The sequence below is a fragment of the Companilactobacillus paralimentarius DSM 13238 = JCM 10415 genome, from assembly GCF_001434985.1.
Taxonomy (GTDB): Bacteria; Bacillota; Bacilli; order Lactobacillales; family Lactobacillaceae; genus Companilactobacillus; species Companilactobacillus paralimentarius.
Genome location: NZ_AZES01000134.1, coordinates 1 through 14,730 on the forward strand (window position 1 = coordinate 1; position 14,730 = coordinate 14,730).

A 14,730-nucleotide genomic window follows, 5' to 3' on the forward strand; every position below is an offset into this window, starting at 1 on the left:
TAAAAAAAGTGCTCCTAAAGTTGTTAGATTATGTCTAACAATTTTAGGGCACTTCAGTCCATTGCCCTTTTTCTATCCAAATTTTTCGTCTGGGTAGAATTCTATTTAATCTTACAATCTACCAAATTAAATAAATTATCAAATAAAATTGAAACTGAGGAGGTTTATGCGTCCTTGACATGGTCTGTGTGGCATGTATCACCATTTATAACAAGTGTTTTCTTCATTTTGGGAATCTTTACGCTATACCAAGTTCTCTATGATGGATTAAAGACGTTGCTACATTCTAAAAATATTAAAATAGACGATGATTCACTAAACTCCATATTTGGAGTTTTGTATATGTTAATTTTCATTTTTAGTATGCAAGCCACTTTAGTGGGAACTCCCATATCGTGGCAGTTTATGAATTTTCAATTAATAGGATTAATTTTCTGTGCCTATTTCTTGAATATAAAAGTTCCAATGTACTACTTTTTTCCAATTATGATTCTGTATATGGTTTTCAATAGTTCAATCGGTTATTGGGAATCATGGCTTCACGGAATTATTTTAATGATTTTCTACATTTCATTAAACAAGTTACGTCGTCGTCAAAAGTATCGTCATCCATTCGTGTGTTATATGTTAATGGGAACTGTTTTTGGAGGGATGCTATGGTTATGCATGAAGATTAAGTTTGGATTGCCAATGGCAACGTTCTTCGAAGAATGGGGTTACTTAATTATATTTGAAGCCTTACTCTTTAGTTATGTAGGAATGATTTTGCGTGATAGTCAATTAAAAATAAAGCTATTACAGTTTGCTAATCACGATGCGTTAACTAAAACCGAAAACTATGCTGCTTATACGGCGGAGATCAATAACTTATTTGACAGTAGTTCAAAAAAAAAATTGGATTTGTCGATGATGATGTTTGATATTGATCACTTTAAACAAGTAAATGACACATACGGACATTTAGCTGGTGATAAGGTTTTGCAACACGTTGCTGATGTGGTCCATACGGTTATCAATGCTAATGATCCTAAAGTTAAGTTGTATCGTACTGGTGGCGAGGAATTCAATGTGATTTTTCCAGGATATGATTTGAACTCTACGGAACCAATCGTTAAAGAAATATTTGCAGCTTTGAATCATTTAGATGTCAATATTGATGGTGAGGATATTTCAATAACGATTTCTGTTGGTGTTTCAATGATCTCGAAAAAGGATACAGAACCTAATGATTTTTATACGCGAGTTGATAGTAACTTATATCGTTCTAAGAGAAATGGTCGTATGAGAATTACGGTAGCTTAAAATAAAAATGGCGTCTATATTTTAGATTATTCATAAATCCAAATATAGACGCCATTTTTTTATGCAACTGTTTCTACTTTTGAAGTTTTACGACTTTTAGGCATAACCAGATTTAGGATAATAGCGGCAATGGCTGCTACGGCAATTGGTGATCCTAATAAGTATTGAAGAATTTGTGGAGCATTTTTAGTTACATTAGCTGGTAAGAGAACTAAAGCCAAAGTTAATACAATTGGTAGGCCAATAATGTAAAGGTCACGATCAGTTGTTTCAAGACCACGGATGACGTTCAAACCGTTTAACATAATTGTAACGGTAATAATAGCGAAGACACCACCGATAACTGGCGCAGGAATAGCAGCTAAGAAGGCTGACAATTTACTGAAAAATCCTAGAATAGAGAACCAAATTCCGGCAAAAAGGAATACTCGCTTGCTGGCAACACCAGTAATGGAAATTACACCCGCATTAGTTGAGTAACCTGTAACAGGAGTTGTACCGAGAAGAGCAGCAACTAAACAGCTTAATCCTTCGCCGATAATACCATGGTTCCATTGTTTATCAGTGATTTTATGATTAGTAACAGCACCCATAGCAAACCAAGTACCAGTTGTTTCAGTAGTAATTACGGCATAGATGATAATGAAGGTAATGATGGCTGAAGGTGAGAAATTGATACCCCAGTGGAAGATAGTTCTTTGGGGGAGTCCAAACCAAGCAGCATCAGCAACAGTTTTCCAATCGAACATGCCCATCATGCTTGATACCAAGGTACCAACACCTAGTGCTAAAATAATTGAACTAGTTCTAAAGAAACGACGAACCTTAGGAAACTTCAAGCTGATTCCGACAGAAATAACTAAAGTTAAAGCGGTGATAGAAGCTAAAATAATATTCTTATCGATATTTCCAGGAGCATTGAAGATATTACTGTTTAAAGCTGTAGGAATCAATGAAAGACCAACACAGGTGATGATGGTACCACCAACCATAGCAGGTACTAATTTATTAATGATTTTTTGGAAAACACCTGTGGCACCTAAGATGATTAAAATGATGGAACCTATTAACAAGGCACCAATCAAGGTTCCCATTCCGTTTCCTTTAAGACCTCCAGAGGCCAAAACGACTCCGGCTGCAGCACCTAGTGGAACAAATGATGGACCCTGTGAAACAGGCATTTTCATAAAGAAAAAGGTTTGTAAGATTGTGCCAATACCAGCAGCTAAGAAAGTTGACTGCAAGAGTCCCATTTGATCTCCTAAGCCCATAGCCATCATTCCCGCAAGAACGATAGGAGGTACGTAAATATCCATTGCTAAGACGTGTTGAAGTCCTAAGAATCCGGCTTCTCCCAGACCAATTTTATCGTCTGGTCCAACTAATAAATTACTTTTATTATTTTCCATTTTCTTCTCCTAGATTATCGTGAACTAATTTTCCAGATACATAAACCTGTTTGATGTTCTCTTTGTTAGTGTGATAAATCAATCTTTCAAAGATTTGTTGAGGTTCATTGGATGATAGTTCATAGTATTGATCTTGAACAATTTGTAAATCAGCTTTGAAACCAGCCTTAATTTGACCAGTTTTGAGATGAAGAGCTAAAGCACCGCCAACAGTTGCTAAATAAAAAACATTTGCAGCTGTTAAACGACTATTTTGTTTAGTTTCATCCTGTAAAGTTTGAGATGACATGATTGCTTGTTGCATATTACGATAAAGGCTTGGAGAGAACCCTCCAGAGATATCAGTTCCTAAACCAACTTTTACTTTTTGTTGGTGGGCTACTTTGACACGCATGACATTGTTACCAAAGTAGACGTTAGAAATTGGACAGTGAGCTAAAGCAGTTTGTTTATTGTGAAGTAGCTGGAGATCACTGTCACTTAATTGAGTACCGTGAGCTAAAACTGTTTTGTCAGTTAGTAAGCCGAATTGATCAAGTACTTCAGCATCTCTTTTGTGAAAACGATTGATAGCATACTGATCTTCCCAGATACTTTCGCTACAATGAGTTTGAATAGGGAGATTGTATTCAGCTGCTAATTTTCCTAGACCGCTAAGAGTATCGTCGGTACCACTAGGAACGAAACGAGGTGTGATAACCGGAGTTATTTCAGCTTTTGTTTGCTTTTGAAGTTGAAGAACTTTTTCAATGAAACGCTTAGTTTCGTTAAGAGCCTCCTGAGAAGAGTTATCACGATAAAAATCAGGTGTTTGTTCTGGATTATCCATTGCAACTTTGCCAATGAAGGCTCTTTGACCTAGACGAGCACATATTTTTGCAAGGATTAAATTAGCATCGGTATCAACTGAGCCAAAGAAAAGACCAGTCGTTGTTCCATTTGCTAAAAGTTCAGAAATGAGGTTTTGGTAAACCTTTTCAGCATAAGCTAGGTCCTTAAACTTAGCTTCCAATGGAAAAGTATACGTATTGAGCCATTCCTGAAGTGGTCGATCCAAAGCTAAACCAGCTTGAGGCCACTGTGGTGCGTGAATATGTAAATCAGTAAATCCTGGTAATAAATAATTACCAGGTGGTAAGATATGAAGAATCTTTTGTTGCTTAGCAAGTTGTTTGACAGATTGATAATCAGAATCTTCAACGGATATTACACGGTCAATAATGCCTGACTGGTTTACACATATAAGTACTTTTGGTGTAAAATCCGCCTTGTCAAACGTTGCCGAAGAAACGATGGGTCCTTCAAAAACTATTTGATAGGTGATAATCTAACACTTCCTTAAAATTTGTTGTCCTTAGAATAACATGAATGATTGTGTAAATAAATAGTAAAATGTTCGTGTTTTTCTTAAATAAGAAAATAGTACGCTTCCAAAAAAAGGAAACGTACTATTTTTTAATATAAAAATAATTTTGAAATAGGTTGTAGTTGCTTTTAAATTAGGATATTTAGAATTTAATAAATTTGTTTTTTAAAAAATGAATTTATTAAAAATATATGAAATTCTTTTATAAAAATATTTTATTTTAATTAAATAGACTGATTGTAATTATTTCTTTACAAAAGTTACTAAAAAAACTTCTTGATTGTATATACAATCATGACTACACTAAAAATGAAATCAATTACAAAAAGGAGCGATAAAATGACTTATGCAATGATTGGTACTTGGAGAATGGCTTATGAAGGTTTGTGTAAAGGAATGGATCTTTTAAAGACTAATGGAAAAAGTTCGGATGCTGTCGAAGAAGCTATTAAAGAAGTAGAGAATTATCCTTTCTTTAAATCAGTTGGTTATGGTGGATTGCCCAATGCTAATGGCTTGGTAGAAATGGATTCTGCTTTTATGAATGGTGATACTTTTGAAGTTGGAGCTGTGATGGGAATCAGTGATATTAAGAATCCAATTTCGGTAGCCAAGAGATTAAGTCATGAGCATTTTAATAGCGTCATGGTAGGAACAGGTGCTACTCAATATGCATCACAGAATGGCTTTGAGCGAAAAAATATGCTGACCGATCGTGCTAAAAAAATTTGGGAAAAGAGAAAGAGAGAGATAGCCGAAAAAAATCTTTCACCTTACGATGGTCACGATACTGTGGGGATGGTAAGTCTTGATCAGAACGGATCAGTTTCGGTAGGTACTTCTACATCAGGATTATTTATGAAGAAACCTGGTAGAACTGGGGATTCAGCTCTGGTGGGAGATGGATTTTATGCTGATAGTGAGATTGGTGGTGCAGCTGCAACTGGATTAGGAGAAGATATTATGAAAGGGTGCCTCTGCTATGAAATTGTTCGTTTGATGGGAACCGGATTAAACCCACAAGAAGCATGTGACCAAGCTGTTTATCCGTTCGTTGAAAAATTAAAGAAACGCTATGGCAAAGCAGGTGAATTCTCATTGGTTGCTCTCAATAAAGAAGGTCAATGGGGTGTGGCAACAAATGTTGAATTCACTTTTGCTGTAGGAACAGAGACTAAGGAACCTAAGATTTATATTGCTTATCCAGAGGATGGCAATAAGACTAAGATCAATCCAATTACTCAAGAGTGGTTGGATGCTTATGAAAAAAGGATCAAGGCTCCGATAGATTAAGAGGGAGTTTTTATGAAGTATTTATATAGTGAGATAGCCGATAAGTTGGAACAGGATATCAAGAATGGTGAATTTGGAATTCATCAAAAATTACCAGTAGAAAATGAATTGTCGTTTCGTTTTGAAACTTCACGTTTAACGATTAGAAAAGCTATAGAAGAGTTACAAAGGCGTGATTTAGTTGTAAAAGATCGCAATTGAGGAACCTTTGTTTTATCACCCGAAACTAAGAAAATTTCCAGTGGACTAAATGGACTATATAGTTTTAGTGAAGTAGCTAAAAGACAGCATATAAAACCAGAAACAGTTGTTTTGAATTTGGAGACAGCTCGAGAAGTACCTTCGTTGATAAAAAAGCAACTTCAGTTACGAGGCGATGAATCGCTTTGGAAATTGGAACGATTAAGATTGGGTAATGGCGAGCCTTTGACGCATGAAGAAATATATTTACAAAAACGCTTTGTACCTGATTTAACAAAGGAAAATGCAGCTACGTCATTATTTAAAATGATTGAAAAAAATATTTCGATTGCCTATGCCAGCCAAGAGTTGGAGGCAGTTATTCTTGAAGGAAAAGTAAGTGAACTTTTGAAAAGTAAACCAGGAGAACCAACTTTTTTGGCTCATACGACGTCATATTCAGCTGATGGATATCCAGTTTTACATGACGAATCGTACTATCGATCTGATAAATATAGTTTTCATAATATCTTGTATCGTCATCATTAGTTAGGAGGTTGGAAAAATGAAAGTGATTATATTATTAGACCAAATTCAAGCTGGTCTAGGTGGTAAGGAAAAAGCCGATACCGAATTAGGTGGTAAGAAATTGGCGATGGGTGCAGCCGATACGATTGATAAAACTTTAAAAAAGAAGGATTCCTCAATTATGGCTACTTTTTTCTGTGGGACAGAATTTTATGAAGCCAATAAGGAAGTTGTTCAAGGTAAAATCACTCGTATGTGTCAAAAGATGCAGCCGGATATTTTATTGGTTGGGCCAACTTATGATTATAGTGACTTTGCAAAAATGGCTTGTGAAGTAGGATATGCAGTAGAAAGTAACTCAGAAATTCCGGTTGTGGCAATGGTAGCTCAAGAAAAAAATACTGATATTATTTCTGAGTATAAAGACAAATTGAATATTGTTAAAATGCCTAAAAAGGGTGGCACGGGTTTATCAGATTCTATTGATAAAGGAATTGAATTGTGTGCTAAAAAAGTGAAGAAAGAAGATACAACTGAATTTGTGAATAAATATTGTTTTTAGAAGGGAATGATCTTCATGCAAAAGAAATTTGAGCAAATATTAATGCCTGTGGCGACAAAGTTAGCCAACAACGTAGTTTTACGTTCCTTACGTGATGGTTTTCTAATTATTACTCCTTTAATTATTGTTACTTCTATTTTCTTATTGATTGGAAATTTTCCAATTCCCGGTTGGGCAGATTTTTGGACAGGGATTCTTGGCCCTCAATGGACAGAATGGTTTAGTGCTGTTTCTGACTCTGTGTTCAGTTTTACTGGTCTTTTAGCATGTTTTGGTATTTCTTATGCATATGGTAAAAACCGTGGTCTACGTGCGGTCCATGCCAGTGCGGTAGCAATTGTTTCATTCTTGATTATGACTCCAACCACAGTTGAAGTTGGTAAAAAGACGGTTGGCGCTGTCCAAACAATTTATTTAGGGCCTAATGGTATTTTTTTAGGATTATTTACAGCCTTAGTCAGTGTTGAATTGTTCCGCTTTGCTATTAAACGTAATTGGACTATAAAAATGCCTGATGGTGTTCCACCAGCAGTAAGTGAATCTTTTGATGCTTTGCTACCAAGTGGTTTTGTAATTTTGGCATTCTTTTTAGTTAGAATTATTTTTAGTTTAACTGATTTTGGTACGGCTTATAATTTCATTTATACAATGTTACAAGCACCATTAAAGAACGTTGGTAATTCATTACCATCAGTATTGCTTTACAATTTCTTAGCCTCGTTACTTTGGTGTTTTGGTATCAATGGACCAACTATTACAAATAGTGTTTGGTCGCCGATTTTCTTTGTTTTGACTCAAGATAATCTTAAAGCTTTCCAAAGTGGACATGCTTTACCTCACATTTATACACAACAATTTATTGATATTTTTACAACATACGGTGGTGGCGGTAGTACGCTGTCACTTCTGATCGTAATGTTATTCGTTTGTAGATCAAAGCGTATTAAAGAACTGGGTAAATTAGCCATTGTTCCAGGAATATTTGGTATTAATGAACCTTTGATCTTTGGTCTACCAGTTGTTTTAAATCCTATTATTGCTATCCCATTTATTATTGTGCCAGTTGTGAATACTTTAATTTCGGGGATTGTTTTTAGTTTACATTGGATTCCTTATACTAACGGGGTTATGTTGCCATGGACAACTCCACCATTGATTTCCGGATGGCTTTCGACGGGAAGTTGGTTGGCTTCTGTATTACAGCTGTTTGAATTAGTACTTGGAGTTCTAATTTACTATCCATTTGTTAAGATGCTAGATAAACAGTATTTGAATGAAGAAGCAGTTGCTGAAGAGGCAGAGGATGTGGATATTGATTTTAGTAATATTTAAGGAGAATAAAATTGAAAGAGATTAGAACAGACTTTCAAAAATTATTTGATGAATCCAAAGATGAATTTCTAACTTATTTCACGGATCTGATTAGAATTCCTAGTGTTAATGGTCATAAAACTTATCAGGCTCCATTTGGAATAGGACCCAAACGTGCTTTAGAATATATATTGAATTTGTCCAAAAAGTTAGGCTTTAGAACTGGTCAAGCTGGTAATTGTGTAGGTTGGGCTGAATACGGGCCAGAGACTGAGGATTATTTCGGAGTTCTGGGTCATCTTGATGTAGTTGATGTTGTGGATGACTGGAATTATCCACCTTTTGACCTAACCTTAAGAGAGGGATATTTCTATGGTCGTGGAGTGCTAGATAATAAGGGACCATTACTATCAACACTATTTGCACTATATTTAATTAAAAAACAACGAATTCCTTTAAATAAACGAATTCGGATTATGTTTGGAACTGATGAAGAAATGGGAAGCCGTGATATTCCCTATTTTTTAAAAGAACAAAAACCACCATATGCCGGGTTTACACCTGATTGTAAATTTCCCATTGTCTATGGAGAAAGAGGGATCGTTGATTTAACTGTTACTTTGCCAATTACAGATGGGTCATTGGAACAAATTGATTCACTCAAAGGAGTATTCGATCATAGTTTTTTACCAGATTATGCAGCCATTACTGTTAACGGTAAAAAGACTGAATACCATGGTAAGAAAGCACCCAGCAATGCTCCAGACATGGCTAAAAACGTTTTGCCAGAATTAGTTGAGGATAATCAAGACTTAACTGGACAAACAGGTAAATTATTCCAATGGCTCAATCGGAAAATAGCCAATCAATATAATGGTAAAAATTTAGGATTAGATTATCAAGATGAAGATTCAGGTGAACTTCAATTATCATTTTATGATTTAGAAAAAGGCATTGATGAATTGAATTTTAGTATTTCAATGCGTTATCCGGTGACTATTTCTGAAGATATGATTTTGAGACAACTTAAAAGTCAATTTTTGAAAAGGATGGAATTAAGAATTAATCGTAGTTTTCCATCTACTGTAAAGGATAAAGATTTATCTTATATGCAAAAGTTCTCAAAAATTTATGAGGAAGACACTGGATTAAATGGGGAGCCGGTAACAACTACTGGAGCAACTTATGCACGAGAGATGCCTAATATTATTGCTTTTGGACCGTCTTTTCCTGGTCAAAAGGGAATTGCTCATAAAGGTGACGAATGGTTGAAATATAGTGATTGGTTGATGATGATGCAAATTTATTATGATTGTTTTATTAGTGAGTTAGTTGATGAACAATGATAAAAAGCAGATATTTATTAGAGTTAGTAACTTTTCTCTAAATAAGTATCTGCTTTTTTGAATCATTTTATTCCTGTAAAGGGTTACAATGATAAATAGATATTATTGCAAGGAGAACATCATGGACTATAAATTAATTGCACTTGATATGGATGGTACATTATTAAACAGTAAAAAGGAAATTACAGAACAAAATAAAGAGGCCATTTCAAAGGCCATGGCCCAAGGAGTGAAGATAGTTCTTAATTCCGGAAGAGCATATGATGGCATTGCGTACGCCTATAAAGAACTAGGCATTTCCGGAGCTGATCAATACATGATTAACTCTGGTGGGAACATTATTGAGAGTTTAGACAAAAAAATTATTTATAAAAAAGTAATGGAAAATAATACTTGTGAAAATATTGCTCGTGATTTAAAGTCCGAGAAAATTAATTATGTATTGATTGATATTGAAGGCAATAGTTATGATTCTTATCAAGAGTGGATGGAGAAACGTATGCTAAACACAAATTTGGCAATCGCTAAATTTATGATTCATACTCATAAGCGCAATTTAGAAGAAACAGCGGAAAAACTTCATCAAAAATACGATGCTAAATTTTTTGTCGTCGTCACAAGTAAACGTGATATTGAAATTTTCCCTAAAGAGGTCAATAAAGGTAAAGCTTTGGAAAAACTTGCTAAACATCTAAAAATAAAGCCAGAACAAGTTGTGGCCATTGGAGATCTAGACAATGATATTCCAATGATCAAATTTGCAGGGCTAGGAGTTGCTATGGGCAATTCACCAGAAAATGTAAAAATCATTAGTGATGAGGTTACAGCCGATGATAATCATAGTGGTGTTGGTCAAGCAATTGAGAAATATGTTTTAAAATGAGGAGGCTTTTGATGAATTATAAACTGATTGCTTTGGATATGGATGATACATTATTAACTACTGAAAAAACAATATCTGCTAAGAATCAAAAAATAATTAAACAAGCTTTAGAGCAAGGAATCAAAGTTGTCTTATGTTCTGGCAGAACGCATAATGCGATTACAGGCTATGCTAAAACATTAGGAATTAGTGGTGAAAATCAGTACATGATTACTAATGGTGGTGGCATGATTGAAAATATGGCCGGAAAAGTTATCTTTTCGAGAACGATGAATAACCAATTTTATCGTGAATTTGTTGACTTCATTAAAAGGAACCAATTGCATTACAATGTGGTCGATGATAAGGGTAATACCTATACTAGTCATGTGGAAAAGATTGACAAATATACTATTACGCAAGCTTTTGAAAATGATAATGGTCTCTATATTCGTGAACCAGAAGAATTACCAGATGATTTTGAAATTGTTAAGGCAATTATCAATGGACCTGAGCAACAATTGGATGAAATTTCAGAAATGGTTCATCAACATTTTGACCAAGACTATTTTGTTGTACGAACAGGTGTTGGTTTCTTAGAGATCTTTCCCCAGGATGTCAATAAAGGTGAGGCCGTTAAACAGTTGGCTGCTCAATTGAAGATTGATTTAAGTCAGGTTATGGCTATGGGAGATCGTGATAATGATATCCCTATGCTAAAAGTAGCTGGTAAGGGAATTGCAATGGAAAATGCTACTAATGGTGCCAAGGCCGCTAGCGATTATGTAACTGCTGACAATAATCACGATGGTGTTGGTTTAGCTATTGAAAAGTTTGCTTTGTAGGAATCCGGCGTTTTAGTATTTTTAATCTACGAATATAGAAACTCTAAAGCAAAAGAACGGCTTTCATTAAGTATTCAAGATAGATCCTTTACTTGAATCTCTTAATAGAGGTCGTTTTTATTTTACAAAATTGCGTATTAAAGATACTTACCACAAGAAAACTAATTGAAAAATTATTTAGTCTGGAGTAAGAATCGATCTGGATTACTTTCCAGTCTTCTTTGTTTTTGCCAGAATTTACGGAAAAGTAATATAATGAAGAAGTATTGAAAACGCTAACGGGAGGCAATTTATGAAAAAAATCATTAATAAAACTGAGGATATTGTTCCTGAAATGATCTCAGGACTTGTAAAAGCTAATAGTGATTTAGTGAAACAGATTGATGGTACAACTGCGGTTGTGAGAAATGATTCCAAATTTGCTGAAGAAAAACAAGTCGGTGTTGTATCCGGTGGTGGTAGTGGTCACGAACCTTTACATGCTGGATATGTTGGTGATGGGATGCTGAGTGCCGCCGTTGCTGGTGAGGTCTTTACTTCACCAACTCCTGATCAGATCTATGAGGCTATTAAAGCCGTTGATCATGGTTTGGGTGTTTTGTTGATCGTAAAGAATTATTCCGGTGATGTTATGAACTTTGATATGGCTAAAGAAATGGCTGAAGCTGATGATATCAAAATTAAATCAATCGTTGTGGATGACGATATTTCTGTAGAAAATAGTGAATTCACTCAAGGTAAACGTGGAGTAGCAGGAACGGTCCTAGTTGAAAAAATCGTTGGTGCTGCTGCTCGTTTGGGCATGAATCTGGATGATCTGGCTGCTTTGGGTCAAAAAGTAATTGATAGTACTAAAACGGTCGGAATCGCTCTACATGCCGCTACTGTTCCTGCTGTTGGTCATCCAGGCTTTGAATTGGGTGATGATGAAATTGAATATGGTATTGGTATCCATAATGAACGTGGCTATTCAGTTGAGAAGATCCAACCATCAAAGGAACTGGCTCATGAATTGATTAAAAAGATTATGGGTGAGTTTCCTGACCAAACAGGTAATTTTGCAGTATTAATTAATGGTATGGGTGCTACACCTTTGATGGAACAATATATTTTTGCTAATGATGTTTTAAACGAACTGGCAGCTGATAATATTTCTGTTGGTTTCAGCAAAGTTGGTAATCAAGTGACATCTTTGGATATGCAAGGTATTTCGTTGACGATAATGAAAGCTGACGATGATTGGATCAAAATGTTGAAGGAACCTGTAGCAACAATTGGTTGGTAGAAAGGGAGCAAACTAATGGAATTAAATTTGGCAGATACAAAAAAATGGATAGAATTATTTGTAAAAAAAGTTGAGGCTAATACGTCTGAACTAAATGAGCTCGATACGGCTATTGGTGATGGGGATCATGGTAGTAATATGGCTCGAGGCATGGCGGCAGTTACTGACGCGCTTTCTAAGAAAGAACCAGCTGATTTAGCTGAACTATACAAGACAGTTGCATTTGCAATGATTCAAAAAGTTGGTGGAGCTTCTGGTCCTTTGTATGGGACGGCTTTCTTAGATATGTCGAAGCAAGCTAAAGAAACAACTGATTTGGCTAAGTTAGTTCAAGTAGGGTGCGATGGGTTGAAACGCCGTGGACAATCTGATGTTGGTATGAAAACCATGATCGATGTTTGGCAACCAGTTGCAGAATCATTGAAATCTGATGATTTTTCTAAGAACGTAGTAGAGGATGCCTTAAATGCTACAAAGGATATGGTTGCAACTAAAGGTCGTGCTAGTTACCTGGAAGAAAAATCTAAAGGTCATTTGGATCCTGGTTCACAATCAAGTGCTTATCTGTTTGAAGCCTTACTCGAAGTGTTAGGAGAATAAAAATGAAATACGGAATAGTGATCGTGTCGCATTCATTTGAAATTGCTGAGGGTGTAAAAAAATTAATTTCTCAAGCCGCACCAGACCTGTCAATTACTACAGCTGGAGGAACTGACGATAATGAAATTGGTTCATCGTTAGAGAAAATTCAAAAGGCGGTAGATGATAATACTGGCGATGAGATATTAGCTTTTTATGATTTAGGAAGTTCGAAAATGAATCTCGAAATGCTGATGGAAATGACTGATAAGAAGATTCATAAATACGATGTTGCCCTAGTAGAAGGAGCTTATACAGCTGCTACATTGGCTGAAGTTGAGTCACCATTAGCCACAATTGAAACCAATTTAGAACCATTAAAAATAAAATAGATTGATAAGAGTCCAACAATTTAATATTTGATTGTTGGATTTTTTGTTCTTTATTAAATTTCATTAGAAAAGAATATTAGTCCTGTCCAAAATGTCTATAAAATTAGAGACCCTTTAATGTTGATTGTATGAATCAGCTTTATTATACTAAATAATAAGTGAAAATATTAGACTTTTATTAGTATTTATTTAATATTATTAATAAAATATTTGACAGATTAATTTAGAGTGCTAATCTTACAATTAAAATTATAAAAAGGGGGTTCAACTCTATGGGCAAATTAATTGGTATTACTGCAGATGTTTATTTAGGGGCGACTGACGTAATAAACCAAAAATTGATGGACTTCGTACCACGACCAATTGTTGATGGGGTGTTAATGGCAGGTGGTATTCCTGTAGGATTGCCGATTCTACCAGTCGATAAAGTAAATCAATTAATTGAGAGAATGGATGGAATTATTTTCTCCGGTGGACCAGATATTGACCCTAGTTTCATGGGAGAAGAACCTATTCCTAAGTTAGGCGTGACTAATCGCAATCGTGATCGTTTCGAAATTGCGATGATTAGGACTGCTGTCGCTAAAAAAATTCCTATTTTTGGAATCTGTCGTGGTGCGCAAATGATCGATGTAGCATTAGGTGGAACGATTTATCAAGATTTAGGAACTCAGTACTCAGGCAAATTAATTAAACACAAGCAACAAGCTCCCGGAGATCAACCCACTCATTTTGTAAGAGTAGACTATAACTCTAAACTGTATAAAACTATTGGTGATAATGTCTTTGTCAATTCTCGACATCACCAAGCTATTAAGGAAGTACCTGATTTTTTTAAGGTTGTAGCGACGGCTTCTGATGGAGTAATTGAAGCTATTGAAAATGATGATGCCAGTATCCAGGCAGTCCAGTGGCATCCGGAAAATTTGTGGCGTCATGATTCACAAGAATTGGCCTTATTTAGTGATTTCATTTCCCGCATTGGTAATCCAAATAGGATGGAAAGTGGTTCGATTTAAATAAAAATAATTGAATATAAATAAAACTGGTGGAATTGTCGACTTTGAATTAATCAATCCTGATAATTCTACTTTTTAATTTATTAAATAAAATATAATAAAACTATATTTGTCAAAATAATTTTTTTATAGTATTATCGTTTTTGAAAACTGAATAGATTTCTTCGGGGCAGGGTGTAATTCCCGACCGACGGTAACAATTCTTAGAAATTGAAGTCCGTGACCCGCGTAAGCGGTGGATCTAGTGAAAATCTAGAACCGACTGTAAAGTCAGGATGGTAGAAGAAAATAATATTTCATGCTATTGATAAGTCTTTTTTGGACTGCTCTCGTATGAGGTCTTATTTAGCTTATCTTGAAAGCCCTGCAAACATAATTGCAGGGCTTTTTTTGTGGGACGAATTTACAATTGAAGTGCAACGAGTAAGAAGAAAATAAAAAAGAACTCATA

15 protein-coding genes and 1 riboswitch are annotated in these 14,730 nt (G+C 35.2%); of the genes, 13 read left to right on the plus strand and 2 right to left on the minus strand.

What is annotated here, in order from left to right:
- Positions 1-447: 447 nt before the first annotated feature.
- Complete coding sequence (locus tag FD33_RS10850) at positions 448-1,302, plus strand: GGDEF domain-containing protein (RefSeq protein WP_235806960.1); 855 nt, start codon at positions 448-450, stop codon at positions 1,300-1,302.
- A 59-nt stretch (positions 1,303-1,361) separates the two neighbouring features.
- Here FD33_RS10850 and FD33_RS10855 read toward each other — a convergent pair whose 3' ends face one another.
- Positions 1,362-2,711 carry a uracil-xanthine permease family protein gene (locus FD33_RS10855; RefSeq protein ID WP_025086311.1) on the minus strand — a complete coding sequence of 450 codons (1,350 nt, stop codon included), beginning with the start codon at positions 2,709-2,711 and terminating at the stop codon, positions 1,362-1,364.
- Positions 2,701-4,038 carry a guanine deaminase gene (guaD, locus tag FD33_RS10860; RefSeq protein ID WP_025086312.1) on the minus strand — a complete coding sequence of 446 codons (1,338 nt, stop codon included), beginning with the start codon at positions 4,036-4,038 and terminating at the stop codon, positions 2,701-2,703. The genes FD33_RS10855 and guaD overlap by 11 nt, the downstream gene beginning before the upstream one ends.
- Before the next feature lie 378 nt (positions 4,039-4,416).
- Here guaD and FD33_RS10865 point away from each other — a divergent pair, with 378 nt between their 5' ends.
- The 12 genes from FD33_RS10865 (at position 4,417) to FD33_RS10915 (ending at position 14,279) form a co-directional block, all read left to right on the plus strand.
- A complete protein-coding gene (locus tag FD33_RS10865) occupies positions 4,417-5,370 on the plus strand; it encodes a N(4)-(beta-N-acetylglucosaminyl)-L-asparaginase (RefSeq protein ID WP_025086029.1) in 954 nt (317 codons plus the stop codon).
- A 12-nt stretch (positions 5,371-5,382) separates the two neighbouring features.
- Complete coding sequence (locus FD33_RS12970) at positions 5,383-5,571, plus strand: winged helix-turn-helix domain-containing protein (protein ID WP_234031732.1); 189 nt, start codon at positions 5,383-5,385, stop codon at positions 5,569-5,571.
- A 90-nt stretch (positions 5,572-5,661) separates the two neighbouring features.
- Complete coding sequence (locus FD33_RS12975) at positions 5,662-6,099, plus strand: UTRA domain-containing protein (protein ID WP_227005361.1); 438 nt, start codon at positions 5,662-5,664, stop codon at positions 6,097-6,099.
- A gap of 16 nt (positions 6,100-6,115) precedes the next feature.
- Positions 6,116-6,640 carry a GrdB-related putative oxidoreductase gene (locus tag FD33_RS10875; protein ID WP_025086028.1) on the plus strand — a complete coding sequence of 175 codons (525 nt, stop codon included), beginning with the start codon at positions 6,116-6,118 and terminating at the stop codon, positions 6,638-6,640.
- 15 nt (positions 6,641-6,655) lie between these two features.
- Complete coding sequence (locus tag FD33_RS10880) at positions 6,656-7,972, plus strand: PTS sugar transporter subunit IIC (protein ID WP_025086027.1); 1,317 nt, start codon at positions 6,656-6,658, stop codon at positions 7,970-7,972.
- Between the two features lie 11 nt (positions 7,973-7,983).
- Positions 7,984-9,297: a Sapep family Mn(2+)-dependent dipeptidase gene (locus FD33_RS10885; RefSeq protein ID WP_025086026.1), complete on the plus strand. Its 1,314-nt coding sequence runs from the start codon at positions 7,984-7,986 to the stop codon at positions 9,295-9,297.
- 121 nt (positions 9,298-9,418) lie between these two features.
- Positions 9,419-10,180 carry a Cof-type HAD-IIB family hydrolase gene (locus FD33_RS10890; RefSeq protein ID WP_025086025.1) on the plus strand — a complete coding sequence of 254 codons (762 nt, stop codon included), beginning with the start codon at positions 9,419-9,421 and terminating at the stop codon, positions 10,178-10,180.
- 11 nt (positions 10,181-10,191) lie between these two features.
- Positions 10,192-11,004 carry a Cof-type HAD-IIB family hydrolase gene (locus tag FD33_RS10895; RefSeq protein ID WP_025086024.1) on the plus strand — a complete coding sequence of 271 codons (813 nt, stop codon included), beginning with the start codon at positions 10,192-10,194 and terminating at the stop codon, positions 11,002-11,004.
- Positions 11,005-11,296: 292 nt separating this feature from the next.
- Positions 11,297-12,289 (plus strand): dihydroxyacetone kinase subunit DhaK, encoded by a 993-nt coding sequence (dhaK, locus tag FD33_RS10900; RefSeq protein ID WP_025086023.1) that lies wholly within the window; start codon positions 11,297-11,299, stop codon positions 12,287-12,289.
- Positions 12,290-12,304: 15 nt separating this feature from the next.
- The gene (gene dhaL / locus FD33_RS10905; protein ID WP_025086022.1) at positions 12,305-12,889 is read left to right on the plus strand and encodes a dihydroxyacetone kinase subunit DhaL; all 585 of its coding nucleotides are present in this window, start codon (positions 12,305-12,307) and stop codon (positions 12,887-12,889) included.
- Between the two features lie 2 nt (positions 12,890-12,891).
- Entirely contained in the window at positions 12,892-13,260 is a 369-nt protein-coding gene (dhaM, locus tag FD33_RS10910; RefSeq protein WP_025086021.1) for a dihydroxyacetone kinase phosphoryl donor subunit DhaM, read from the plus strand.
- A 272-nt stretch (positions 13,261-13,532) separates the two neighbouring features.
- Positions 13,533-14,279 carry a gamma-glutamyl-gamma-aminobutyrate hydrolase family protein gene (locus tag FD33_RS10915; RefSeq protein WP_025086433.1) on the plus strand — a complete coding sequence of 249 codons (747 nt, stop codon included), beginning with the start codon at positions 13,533-13,535 and terminating at the stop codon, positions 14,277-14,279.
- 156 nt (positions 14,280-14,435) lie between these two features.
- Positions 14,436-14,570, plus strand: a riboswitch (FMN riboswitch).
- Positions 14,571-14,730: the final 160 nt, after the last annotated feature.